Here is a 12,286-nt window from a genome sequence, read left to right as displayed (position 1 = left end):
CCGTCCGGGATTGGCTCTACCGTGACCGCCATGGACTCATGGGAACCACCCCTCGCGGGCACAGAGGCAGAACACTTGATCGGTGCCCTGGAACGCTTGCGGACAACGTTTCGCTGGAAGGCGGACGGCCTCGACTCGGCCGGGCTGCAGCAGACCATCGGCGCCTCGTCGTTGACGATCGGCGGGCTGCTCAAGCATCTCGCCGTCCAGGAGGACAACATGTTCACCGTGAAGTTCCGCGGTGAACCCATCGGGGTGCCGTGGGACACCAGCGGCTGGAACCGCAACAAGGAGTGGGAGTTCGCCTCAGCCGCTGAAGACTCCCCTGAGGTGCTCTACCGCCTCTGGGACGACGCGGTCGCGCGTGCTCGGGCGACCGTCACGGCTGCCCTCGCCGACGGCGGTCTTGACCAGCCGGCCGCGATCACCTGGCCGGATGGCCGGCATGCCAGTCTGCGGAGGCTGATCTGCGACCGGATCGAGGAGTACGGCCGGCATACCGGTCATACCGACCTGCTCCGGGAAGCGATCGACGGCCGGGTCGGGGAGGATCCGCCGTCCGGGTGGCGACCGGTCAGCTGAGCTACTTGAGCAGGCCGACCCCGAAGGCGACGACGAGGACCGAGATCATCAACGCAGACACGGATTCCGCCGCCATCAGGAGTTTCGCGCGCGGAGTCAGCGGCATCGTGTCGGTGGGGCTGAACGCCGACGAGTTGGTGATCGAGATGTACAGGTAGTCGACGAAGCCCGGCACCCAGCCGGCCTTGGCCGACGAGCGGCGGGCGACCTCGGTGATCGCGTCATGGTCCTCGTCCTGCGGGAACCGGAAGTCGGCGTCGGGAAGCTTCGGTCGCTTGACCCGGAAGCGGGTCACCGGGCCGCCGCGGTCGAGCTCCCAGAAGGCCAGCGCGAAGACGAGCACATTGGTCAGCCAGACCTGCCCGCCGGCTGCCAGCAGTTGCCCGCCCGCGGTCGCCTCGCCGGTCACCAGCGAGTGGATGAGCTGCACGAGCGCGGCGAGATTCGTGAACGCGATCAACAACACCAACGCGATCGAAAGCCTGCGCAGTAAGCGATTTTCGCGACTCATCCGCCGTGGATTCGCTGCAACCAACGGAATGAAGAGCACCAACTCCAGCGCCGGTACTACGAACCGCGGGCCTACTTGCATGGCGCTCGGCAGTACGGCGTACAGGAGGATCGCGGCGACCACCGCGATGGCGGCCGGCAACCGCGGCTCCCCCGGATGCACCGCGCCGTCTTGCCCGCTCACCGGCTCTCCAGGAACTTGGCCAGCCGGGCTGTGTCGCGGAGGTACTCGTCGTAAGGGAAGCCGTCCTCCAGGAGGGCGGTTCTCAGCTTGTTGTAGAGCGGTTTGCCGCCTTCATGAAAAGCCTTCGTGCCTGCTGGGGTCAGCGAGACCAGGCGGCGACGGGCGTGCTCCGGGTCGGTACGGACCTCCACCAGGCCGGCCGCTTCCAGTGGCTTCAGCGAGCGACTGACCGCCGGGTCGGAGACCGACAACGCCTGCGCCAGCCGGTGCTGGGTCGTCGGCTGGATGTCGTCCAGCGTGCCCAGCAAGCGCAGCTGGCTGTACGTCAGCCCGCCTGCGTCCTCACCCTCACCCTGCCGGCGCGCAGCCTCCCCCAGCAGGAACACCACCCGATGCAACAGATCAGCAAGACTGTCATCCACGGCAGCAGCCTACCTTGAATGTTTACCGGTTAATATTAACCACGCTAGCCGCTGATCTCATGGTGCGGGCTTCGCGCACTCAGTCAGTTCCGGCGTCTGCAGCTTCGTTTAGACCCGGTAGACCATGCCGGGGAAGCCATATGCGGGCCCACACCGCGGTGCCGATCTGGCGGGCTCAGTCACTGCCCCGGGATCACCTGACCATCCTTGTCCACGATCCCGCGCATGGTGTTCAACGCTCTGTGCTGTGCGACGAGGACCGCACCGGGCGTGATACCCAACGCGCTCCCGGTTTCCTCTGCAGACAGGCCAGCGACTACCCGCATTCGGAGGATCTCTCTCATCTGTTCCGGCAGGCGTTCGACCAGTTCAGCGACCTGTCGTGCTTCTGAATACCGTGCCGCGTGTTCTTCTGGAGTCGCCGCGGAGTCTTGGAGTTCCGGAACCATCGGCGTAGAGATGTCCGCCACGGCGAAAGCCCGCTGTGCGTCAGCTACCTTGCGGGCAGCATGGCCGTAAACGAACGCCTCGAATGGGCGCCCTTCATCTCGATACCGGTTGAGCGTGCCGAGGACGGCCAGGCAGACCTCTTGTGTGACATCGTCAACCAGATCCGCGCCCCCGGGATACGTCCACAGCCGAGACCTTACGTAGCGGCGTGCGACAGGACGCACCCGCGTGAGCAGTTCGTCGAGTGCTGCGCGGTCTCCACCAAGGGCCAGACGACCGAGGTCACCAAGCTCGGGCCTATCCCTGTTGGTTGAGCGACCCCGATCGTCCGGGTGAGCCGCGTCACCAGTCTCGATCGAGAGAGCCAGCGTGTTCGCGACCTGCTTGCCGGATTCGGTACTTTCACCCTGACCATGCTTTTGTTCCGGCCACAGCGTGAATTTTTGAACCCGTACCGAGTCGACGCGCAAGGGATGACGCTCCGGCAAGCTGAGATGAGGCAGCTTGTTCGCTCGGCTGCTGACGACGATCCGCATGCCACTCGGCGGGTCCATCGGCAGCATGGCACCGAGACCGTGTGCCGACAGGTTGATGGCATCACCGCTGATATCGTCGAGACCGTCGACGATCAGCACCAACCGGCCGCCTCGCCGGCGGCAATGTAATGCCGCCTCTTTCAGCAGGCCCGACAGGTCACCTTTCGCATCTGACGAGCGCCTGCCCACCCGGATCGGGTGGCCTAGCACCTCAGACAACTGACTACTCAGCACAGAGTGGAATTCAGCCTTATCGCGTCCTATTGCACCGATGAAGTAGGACACCACGCTGACCCCCGCCGGTGGGCTCAGCGCGAATGATGACAATAGCGCGGACTTTCCGGACCCTGCAGGGCCTCGCACCCACAGGTATTGCCCCTGCGCACTCTCGGGCGCCAAACAGAACGAGACGAGAGCATTCAGTCTGGGCTGCTGATTGAGCAGCCTTCGCGAGGAGATGGTCCGGACCGCGTCCGTATGCCCGGTTTCGGGTGCCGAGCGCTGACTCAAGTCGCTTCCAGTTGCGTCCGGCGGGCCAACGCTCCCGCCGACCGGAATCACCGTCGAGGTCAGTCCCAGCCGGACGGCGACCTCGGCCGGCACCCACGAAAAGGGCTCGCCGATTGTGTCCACCGGTCCGCCTACACTCTCGGCGATCGCCGGAAAAGTGCGAACGGTCGTCCCCGCCTCTTGCGAGATGTGTTGCGACACAGTTGAGAGAACTGATGACGCTTCCGACCGGCGCAACTCTTTGAGCAGTGCGTCACGTATCCCTGGAAGAAAGTCGTAGCTGTCGTCACCCGTCCGCACGATCAAGCCGCCGAGCATCACTTCCGCCAGTGTCACTGCGGATGAGGACGGCAATACCGCGTGCTGCACCCAGCGCATGATCTGGATGGTGAGTGGCACGACAGATAGGCAGACCGCCAACCGATAAGCCTCTGGAGATGCCTTAGCCCGAAACTGCTGGATGGCCAGGGCGTCGCCGCGCAGAGGCGACACAGCTGAGGCCTTCAGCCGACCAGCCGTAACTGTCGTGGTCGCCAGCGGCGCCTCAAGTGCTGCGCCGGCCGTCAGCAGCGCCCAAGTCCTCAGCGCGAATGGCTCGATACCCATCACAGCTATCGGTACATCGGCTGTACGACGACGCCTTCGGTAGGTTACCCGCAGTTGACTGTTCGGCGAGCCCGGCGCATACGCACTCAGCCGCGCAGCAGTCGTCGGCAAGCCAGTTCGGGCCCACATCTCTTCGGGCAGAGGTTGAAGCACAGCAACTGGGGCAGTTCTACCCCATTCGGCGAGCGTCTCTGTCGCCGAACCATCGTGCCAACCACTTGCAGCGCCGTCGGTCAGAACAAAAAATAGTCGCCTCCCGGACGAGTCGACAAGCTCTCGAGGGCTTCGATGGCTGGCCCCGGCCTTCGTTGTTACGGTGGCGCCGTCTTCATTATGTGACAAGTACCAGACTCGCACGTCGCGGAACGCCCCCGACCGCACGAAGATGGACTGCAGATCCTTAACGACGGGGCTCCACAGATCCATCGATCCGGAAGTGTCGACAACGAGCACCACATCGAACCACCGCTCTTGTGCCGGGCGCAGTACCGGCGCCCACATGCCTGTATTCGCGATCAGCGTCGCGGTGGCATCCTCGTCGAGGACATACTCATAGCGCGAAGGAGCCCGTCGACGGAGCGGGCGGAGGGCACGCTGGAGGTCCTGGCGGAGACGGATTCCAGGTAGGCCCGGAACCCCGACCGGATGGCCGCGCAGTGGCGATCCAACCGAATTCCCGGTGCTCAGCGAGACCAGTGCCGGCGGGACAGGCGAGTCGACGACATCAGCATCGGTCGGCTCTACCTCATCGGTCCCGGCGACTTCCATCGCTCCGGCTCCGGATACCGACTCCACCGGAGCCGATAGATGCTGCGCGAGCCAAATTGATTCCGCGATCTCTCGTCCAGTCAGGGTGATCCCGCTGTCGGCAAGCAGACTGATGACTGAGAAGAGGGACATCGGAGGATCAGCCGGCGGCAGTCAAGGTTCGGAGAAGACGCTCGGCCAGCGCGTTTCGGTCCTCGGATCGAGTCAGATCGCTGTGCATGCTGACGAAGATCGCGTTCAGGAGTTGGTCTGTCGCCATCTCACCTGAACTGCGATGGTGCAAGAACCGGCTGATGAGCTCTGCGCTTTCAGCTAGTACTTCCTCACCGAGGTGGGCCTTTACGATCGCCTCCAGCCTGAGATTGTCAGGCTCGGCGATGTCGAGCCTGACACACCGGCGCAGGAACGCAGGCGGAAAGTCTCGCTCGCCATTGCTCGTCATGACGACGATGGGGAAGGCCCGGCACCGGACAACTCCCTCCCGGATCCGTACGCGAGCTCTGTCCTGCTCGACAGCAACCTCAACCTCACCTGCCGTCTCGGCGAGACGCACCAGTTCGGGGATCCGAAACTCTCCCTCCTCGAGGACATTGAGAAGGTCATTCGGCAGGTCGACATCGCTTTTGTCGATCTCATCGACGAGGAGAATGCGCGGTCTGTCGTAAGGTAGCAAAGCTGTGCCCAGCGGGCCGAGTTGCAGATATCTGCCGATATCGTTACTTGCCGCGTGCTGCGCGAGATTGGAGTCCTGCAGACGTCCGATCGCGTCGTAGCGGTAGAGGCCGTCCTGCAAGGTAGTCCGGCTCGTGACGGGCCAACGGAGCACGGGGAACAGGTTCAGCTCGTGCGCTATCGCGTACGCAAGGGTCGACTTCCCTGTCCCCGGACGACCGGTGACCAGCAAAGGTCGCCGAAGCAGGAGCGCGACGTTGACCAACTCCACCTCTCGTTCGTGCGCGCGATAGGTGCGTGCGCGCTCAAGGTCGTTCGGATAGAGCTCCCGTACATCACCCGCGCTTGGCGGTTCCACAACGGGGCCTCCGTTGAACTGCCGCCACGGCGGCGCTGGCGGAAGTTTCCACTCGTGCGGAATGCCGTTGCCTGAAAAGATCGGTTCGCTCATATTGCGGTCTCCAACGGGTGATACGGCGGTTCGTGAACTGAAGAGATCGGCTGAGCGACTCGCGCAGGGTCATCCCACAGCAACACGATGCTGCGACAGTCGCGCGCCGGCGAAGTGGCTTGCCGGCCGGCTGACTTGTTGCGCAACATGCGCACTGTCTCTGGCAAGTCGGTCATTTTGTGCGATCGAGACAGAGAATCGAAGGCGGTCCGGAATCGTAGTCCTGAACACTCGTCCCCCGCCTGGTACATATCGTGCTCGGCACAGGTGTCGCGCCGCCAGACGGCAACGGGCACGCCTGAATCGATCGCGACCCTGAGGATTTCCCTCATCTCCTCGCTGGAGCTCGGTCGCCTGGCGAGCATAACGCCGGTAATATCGGGGCGCTGTTCTAGCTCAGCTGAGAATTCTTCCGGTGTCAGGTTTTCGTCGCAGGCGATCCATCGAACGTGTCGCGAAGGCTTCATCAACTGATGCCAGCGTTGCTGCCAATCATGATGCGTTATCGGATCGATCTGGCGATCGTAGTCGCGCAGAACAACCCGGAATTTCCGCCCGAGATTGGTGTAAGGCTGCGTCGGCACGAGTTCGTCAAACGGTTCATCGAAGAGTTCGATCGGCACGACGAATTCGACCTGCGCATTGCCTGCCAACCAACCGAGCGCCATCCGCAGTTGCGCGCACGCCACCTCTCTGACTTGCTCGATCGCCAACACCGGTTCCTTGTCCTGATAAATCGGGCGCGGCCCATGCTCGTCGTCCTGGACAGACACCGTGAGCCGGAACCGGTCGATCTTGGCAGTGCCAGGAACGATCTCGACGGAGACCAAACCTCCACTTCGCCCGCGTTGATGGGCAACAGCCTCGCGCATGGTCTGCAGGTCATTTAGGCATTGCCGTCGGCCAGCGACGGCCGTGGCCCAGTCATACAGCGCCCGGTCAGTACCCGTCTGCGGGTCCGTTCCAACCAACTGTTGCACCATGCGGAGGACGGGCAGTGCTGGATCACTCCCGCAACCACGTTCATCCAGCAGCGCGTAGACAACATCACGCAGTGTGGTGGGGTGGCGTAACACTAAACGTCCGTCGTTCGAACTGCGACCCATCAGCGCAAGCAGTTCCGATGGGAGCTTTGCCGGCAGCTCAGCGAGCCGAGCCAAGAGACCTGCCTCCTCGTCAGGCGTCAGCGAGCTTGGCAGCAGATCCGGTTGTGCGGGCAGCTCGGTTCGCCTCGCCACCCACTCTGTGTTGGCGCCATGGAAGCGGTCATGAGCACTGAGCACGCGATGCCGTCGCAGCGGGTCCAGATGACGCAATGCCTCGATCGGTATGACATAGCCTCCGCGATCTGCGCCTTCACCAATGGTCACAGTCACGATTCCGCAGATCGCGCCACTCGCGACATCTAGGACAGGTCCGCCCGACATTCCACCGGCGATCTCATTGCCCTTGAACTGCCAGACCCGCCCTGCACCGAAGTCATGTACCCCACCACGCAAGCCCTCCACCGTGGCAGGTCGGAGTCCCTCGCCCAAGGCACTCGAGTGGCCGAAAGCCACGAGCTCCCGCCCAGGTAACGCCTCGGACAACCATGCGCATGGATGCTCCGGCACATCCGCCACCATAATGATCGCCAGATCCGGGAACGACCAGAGAGCTTCCTGACTCTCGGCGGGCACATGGTCGATGACAGTGCCCGACAAGACCTTGCCGGCCCAGCCGACCTCGACCTTGGAGTCGAGGCCCGAAGGCACGACATGCGCGCAACTCAGCACCACGCCTGGCGCAATCCATACTCCCGAACCACCTTCATCGCAAGCATCGGCGAGATCGGTGCCGATCCGCACCCGGCACGCCTCGGCCAGATCACGTAGCCGCGAGAACGATGCAGTCAACACGCTCGCCATTCACTCGTCGATCGCGACAAGCTCGACGTCCGGGACCGCCGTCGGTACAGGTACCCGCTTCCATGTCAGCGCCACTTTGACAGTTGCGGTCGCACCCGCCTCTGCCAGCATGCTGACAAGCTTGCCGGATTTCAGCGCCAGCTCCAGTCCAAATTCAACCTGAACCTCATCCGGCACCAAGTCGTCAACCGCCCCGCGCAGAGTCCCAGACACTCCTCGGACAGTTCGACGGAGGTCATCGAGGTCAAGATGCTGCAGCGGGTTCGAAGCAACATTGCTAGGCCCGTCCACCGTGGCCCGCGCCCAGATCACTTCACCTGTTGGCAACTCCACTTGAATCGGCTTACTACTCACAGTCCCCCCACGAGACCTCGCGACGACAGTTCTCCACAGAACACAGGACATGACCAAATCGCCTTGGCTCGAGAGTCGCACCAAGGACGCGGGTCAGAACGCTGACTTCCCCCCACAGGAAGGTGATCTCCACAGATCACAGCGTGAGCGTGACACAGAGTGCTCATCCTGTGAAGAGGTTGACCAGGAATGAGTTGGTCCATCACAAATCGCCATGGGCGCGGCGGCACGGTTGCGGCCGCGGCCTATCGCCGCGGGCTGGTTAGAGCAAAATGATGTATCGGACGCAGCCAATCTTGACGTGCAGAAGCAACCTTCAGCTAGTCGTCGGTGTAGCCGTAACCGCCGAGTTTTGAACTGCGTCGGCGACTAAACTGATTGTTTACCGGTTAACATTAACCCCGCTAGCCGCTGATCTCATGGGTGCGGGCTTCGCGCAGGCTGCGCAGGTGGACGGCTGCCCAGGTCCGGAACGGGCGCCAGTTCTCGGAGACTTCCGCGAGGGTCCGGTCGGCGCCGTACCGGAAGGTGATCTCCTCGTTGAGGCGCCGCTCGTTGTGCGGGATCGCATCCGGCGCGTTGGCGCCACGAAGCACAACGAGTTCGGCGGCGAACGGGCCGAGGCCCTTCACCTCCTGCACCGTACTGATCGCGTCGTCGACGTCCATCGCGCGGAGAGCCTCGCCGTCGAGCCGGCCATCCAACGCCGCCTCGGCGACGGCGTGGAGGTACTCGGTCTTGCGGCCGGGAAGGTCGAGGTCGAGGGCTCGCAACTGCTCCGGCGCAGGGAAAGCACCATCCTGGCCGTACTCACACACCAAGTCATCGCGAAGCTTCGCCGCTTGGACGATCCGGATCCGCTGGGACAACACGGACCAGGCCGCGGCCTCGTACGGCGAGTGGAACCCACACGGCCGCAGTCCGGGCAACTGCTCCTGAGCGTCGGCGATCACCTTGTCGCGTGCCCCGACGTCGACCCAGCCACGACCATCGACGTCCAGCGACAAGAACCGGCGGGTCTGCGCAACCGCCCGCTCGAGGTCGCCGTCTCCCTCGACGATGATCCGTGCGGCGCTGCCCTCCTGAGTCACCCGTACTTCAGCCCTGCTCCAGTCGCCCTCGACCCGGAACACCGTCCGCATCTCCTGCTGCTCACCCTGCGACGGCAATGCGCCCGGCGCGAACCCCTCCCAGAACTGCTTGCTCGTGGCAAGCGACCAGGGTCCGAGCACGTCGACAGTCACCTCGTGGCGCGTCATCATCAGGCCTTGTCGTGGATGGTGATCGCGTAGCCGTCCGGGTCGGAGAAGGTGAACATGCGGCCGAACGGCCCATCGGCCGGCGCCGCGACGATCGGTACGCCGGCGTCCGCCAGCTGGTCATGCAGGCCCTGCGCGTCATCGGCGTACAGCCATAAGGCGACCCCCAGGCCTGGTGTTGCGGCATCGAGGTCGACGCCGGGCAGCGGTTCGCGCACCGCGAAGGAGATCGGCTTCGTGTCGAACACGACCGCGCCGGGCGGCCCGGCCGGCACCCGGCGCAGTCCGAGCCGGGTCTCGTAGAAGGCGGCGGCGCGCTCGAGGTCGCGCACCTGCAGGGCCAGGAAGTCCGGTCCGGTGACAGTCATCTGATGCTCCTTTGCATGTCAGTGTGTTGACATCCAGAATGTATGTCAGGATGTTGACATGAGTCAAGGCGAGCAGGTCGGTCCCCTGGACGAGGCGGTGGGTTACGTGCTGAAGCGAGCGGCTACCGCGCTGCGCACGGCCATGGACGCGGCGCTCCGGCCGCTGGACCTGACGGTGCCGCAGTACTCCTGCCTGGAGGTGCTGTCGCAGCAGCCCGGGCTGTCCAACGCGGAGCTCGCCCGGGCGGTGTTCGTCACCCGTCAGTCGATGAACCTGGTACTCCGCGGCCTCCAGGACCGCGGCCTGATCACCCGCCCGACCACAGCCCCCCACGGCCGAGCCCTACCCACCGAGCTCACCCCCGCCGGCCGCAAGCAACTCAAAGCGGCCAGTACCGCCGTACGCGCGGTCGAGGCTCGCATGCTCGCGCCATTCTCCCCATCCCGGCAAAAGCACCTGCTGGGAGACCTCCAGACCTGCATCCAGGCGCTGGAGATCAGCTGAGCGACCGCCCGCTTGGCTTAAGGTCTCTACCTTCATCCATAGAAGGCGGCGAGGGTGCCGGCCACTTCCTCAGGTTGCTCGATCGGCAGGAAGTGGCCGGTGTCGTCGATCTTCGTTATCGCGACTTCCTTCGCCAGCAGCGGCCACTCGTTCCGCACGGCCGGGTAGTTCGCCGCTGACGCGAGGCCCAGCATCGGTACGGTCAATTTGCCGTACTTGCTGAAGTCGGAGACGTCCTGATCGAAGGCCTGGAACCAGCCGTTACCGGCCCGGATGGCGTCGATTCTGTCGTAGGCCTCGGCGAACACCTGGCGATCTCGCTCGTCGAGGCTGCTCAGGTCGGCGAGATGACTGTCGAAGATGTAGTCAACGACGCACCTCATGCGCCCTGTCAGCACCTGTTCGGGGAGGCCGTGGACCTGGTTGAGCGCGAACCACCACAGGTTCGGCGCATCTCCCTGCGGGAGCAGCCTCAGGTCGTACAGGCTGGAGTCGGGATGGCCGACCTCCATGATGGCCAGCTTGCTGACAGCATCGGGGAAGTTGGCGGCGTAGCTGAACGCCACCATGGCACCGATGTCGTGCCCGGCGAGGTTGATCGTCGAATAGCCCAGCTGGCGGGTCAGTTCGAGGACGTCCCGCGCCATCGTCTTCTTGTCATAGCCGGACGGTGGTTTCGCCGAGAGGTTCATGCCCCGCAGGTCGACCGCGATCACCCGGTATCGCTGCGCCAGCAGCGGCATGACCTTCCGGAACTCCCACCACGTCACAGGCCAGCCGGGGAGCAGTACGAGCGGTTCCCCCTGACCACCGGCGACGTAGTGCAGCGTCGTCCCGTTCACCTCGGCGAAGGCGCTGGTGAAGTTGCCAGGCAACTCCGCGGCCAGCACAGCGTCGTCGACCACCGAATACCTCCCATAGCTACTGACGAATGCGTCAGCAGCTACGACAAGGCGCGACGGCGATCTGTGACAGAGCTCAGCTGATGCCCTTGAGCAGCTGGCGGGCCATCACGATCCGCTGGACCTGGTTGGTGCCCTCGTAGATCTGGGTGATCTTGGCGTCTCGCATCATGCGTTCGACCGGGTAGTCGTGGGTGTAGCCGTAGCCGCCGAGGAGTTGGACTGCATCGGTGGTGACGGCCATCGCCACGTCGGAGGCGAAGCACTTGGCGGCGGCGCCGAAGTACGTGAGGTCGGAGTCGTTGCGCTCGGAGCGGGCGGCCGCGGCGTACGTGAGCTGGCGGGCGGCTTCGATCTTCATGCCCATGTCGGCCAGCATGAACTGCAGCCCCTGGAACTCCGCGAGCGCCTTGCCGAACTGCTTGCGCTCCTTGACGTACCCGAGCGCGTAGTCGAGAGCGCCCTGGGCGATGCCGAGCGCCTGGGCGGCGATCGTCACGCGGGTGTGGTCGAGGGTGGCCATCGCGGTGCCGAAGCCGGTACCGGGGGCGCCGATTATCCGCGACGCGGGGATCCGCACGTTGTCGAAGTACACCTCGCGGGTCGGCGAGCCCTTGATGCCGAGCTTCTTCTCCGGGGCGCCGAAGGAGACGCCGTCGTCGGCCTTCTCGACCACGAAGGCGCTGATGCCCTTGGACCGCTGGGACGGATCGGTCACCGCGAAGACCGTGTAGTAGTCACTCACGCCGGCGTTGGTGATCCAGCGCTTCACGCCGTTCAGCACGTAGTCGTCGCCGTCCGCGACCGCGCGCGTCTTCATCGACACCGCGTCCGAGCCGGCCTCGGGCTCCGACAGGCAGTACGAGAACATCGCGTCGCCCGCCGCCACCGGGGGCAGGTACCGCTGCTTGACCTCGTCCGACCCGGACAGCAGCAACGGCAGCGAGCCGAGCTTGTTGACCGCGGGAATGAGCGAGGTCGACGCGCAGGCGCGGGCGACCTCCTCGATCACGATCACGGTCGCCAGCGCGTCCGCACCGGCGCCGCCGTACTGCTCGGGGATGTGCGGGGCGTGGAAGTCCGACGCCTTCAGCGCGTCGTAGGACGCCTTCGGGAACTCGGCGAGTTCGTCCACGTCACCGGCGTTCGGGGCCACCTTCGCGTCACAGACGTCGCGGACGGCCTCCCGGATCGCCTGGTGCTCCTCCGACAGGGCGTACAGATCGAATGAGTTACTCACGAGTATCAATGTACGCCATGAGCCCGTCACCGGGCGATAACCGCGATCGGTAGAGTCCCC

At 64.4% G+C, this 12,286-nt stretch carries 12 protein-coding genes; 2 read left to right on the top strand and 10 right to left on the bottom strand.

Going from position 1 to position 12,286, the window contains the following annotated elements; translation table 11 throughout:
* Nucleotides 1-30: 30 nt before the first annotated feature.
* Nucleotides 31-582, top strand: a complete 552-nt coding sequence (locus OHA70_RS19825; RefSeq protein WP_328334707.1) for a mycothiol transferase — start codon at nucleotides 31-33, stop codon at nucleotides 580-582.
* Between the two features lies 1 nt (nucleotide 583).
* Here OHA70_RS19825 and OHA70_RS19820 read toward each other — a convergent pair whose 3' ends face one another.
* The 8 genes from OHA70_RS19820 to OHA70_RS19785 form a co-directional block, all read right to left on the bottom strand.
* Nucleotides 584-1,276, bottom strand: a complete 693-nt coding sequence (locus OHA70_RS19820) for a hypothetical protein (protein ID WP_328334705.1) — start codon at nucleotides 1,274-1,276, stop codon at nucleotides 584-586.
* Nucleotides 1,273-1,698, bottom strand: coding sequence for a MarR family winged helix-turn-helix transcriptional regulator (locus OHA70_RS19815; protein WP_328334703.1), 426 nt, complete (start codon nucleotides 1,696-1,698; stop codon nucleotides 1,273-1,275). The genes OHA70_RS19820 and OHA70_RS19815 overlap by 4 nt, the downstream gene beginning before the upstream one ends.
* Before the next feature lie 179 nt (nucleotides 1,699-1,877).
* Entirely contained in the window at nucleotides 1,878-4,700 is a 2,823-nt protein-coding gene (gene shbA / locus OHA70_RS19810) for an RNA polymerase sigma factor ShbA (RefSeq protein WP_328334701.1), read from the bottom strand.
* Nucleotides 4,701-4,707: 7 nt separating this feature from the next.
* Nucleotides 4,708-5,691 (bottom strand): AAA family ATPase, encoded by a 984-nt coding sequence (locus OHA70_RS19805; protein ID WP_328334699.1) that lies wholly within the window; start codon nucleotides 5,689-5,691, stop codon nucleotides 4,708-4,710.
* Nucleotides 5,688-7,598 carry a VMAP-C domain-containing protein gene (locus OHA70_RS19800; RefSeq protein ID WP_328334697.1) on the bottom strand — a complete coding sequence of 637 codons (1,911 nt, stop codon included), beginning with the start codon at nucleotides 7,596-7,598 and terminating at the stop codon, nucleotides 5,688-5,690. The genes OHA70_RS19805 and OHA70_RS19800 overlap by 4 nt, the downstream gene beginning before the upstream one ends.
* Nucleotides 7,599-7,952 (bottom strand): CU044_2847 family protein, encoded by a 354-nt coding sequence (locus tag OHA70_RS19795; protein ID WP_328334695.1) that lies wholly within the window; start codon nucleotides 7,950-7,952, stop codon nucleotides 7,599-7,601.
* Between the two features lie 404 nt (nucleotides 7,953-8,356).
* The gene (locus OHA70_RS19790) at nucleotides 8,357-9,211 is read right to left on the bottom strand and encodes a DNA-3-methyladenine glycosylase family protein (RefSeq protein WP_328334693.1); all 855 of its coding nucleotides are present in this window, start codon (nucleotides 9,209-9,211) and stop codon (nucleotides 8,357-8,359) included.
* A gap of 2 nt (nucleotides 9,212-9,213) precedes the next feature.
* Complete coding sequence (locus tag OHA70_RS19785) at nucleotides 9,214-9,579, bottom strand: VOC family protein (protein ID WP_328334691.1); 366 nt, start codon at nucleotides 9,577-9,579, stop codon at nucleotides 9,214-9,216.
* A 58-nt stretch (nucleotides 9,580-9,637) separates the two neighbouring features.
* Between OHA70_RS19785 and OHA70_RS19780 the strand changes: the two genes are divergently transcribed.
* Nucleotides 9,638-10,084: a MarR family winged helix-turn-helix transcriptional regulator gene (locus OHA70_RS19780; protein ID WP_328334689.1), complete on the top strand. Its 447-nt coding sequence runs from the start codon at nucleotides 9,638-9,640 to the stop codon at nucleotides 10,082-10,084.
* Between the two features lie 32 nt (nucleotides 10,085-10,116).
* Here the strand turns inward: OHA70_RS19780 and OHA70_RS19775 are convergent, their stop codons facing one another.
* Complete coding sequence (locus tag OHA70_RS19775; protein ID WP_328334687.1) at nucleotides 10,117-10,989, bottom strand: alpha/beta fold hydrolase; 873 nt, start codon at nucleotides 10,987-10,989, stop codon at nucleotides 10,117-10,119.
* A gap of 73 nt (nucleotides 10,990-11,062) precedes the next feature.
* The gene (locus OHA70_RS19770; protein ID WP_328334685.1) at nucleotides 11,063-12,226 is read right to left on the bottom strand and encodes an acyl-CoA dehydrogenase family protein; all 1,164 of its coding nucleotides are present in this window, start codon (nucleotides 12,224-12,226) and stop codon (nucleotides 11,063-11,065) included.
* Between the last annotated feature and the right edge of the window lie 60 nt (nucleotides 12,227-12,286).

The organism is Kribbella sp. NBC_00382, assembly GCF_036067295.1.
GTDB lineage: Bacteria > Actinomycetota > Actinomycetes > Propionibacteriales > Kribbellaceae > Kribbella.
Note: the sequence above shows the minus strand (reverse complement) of the source record. Positions and strands in the feature narration are given on the sequence as shown.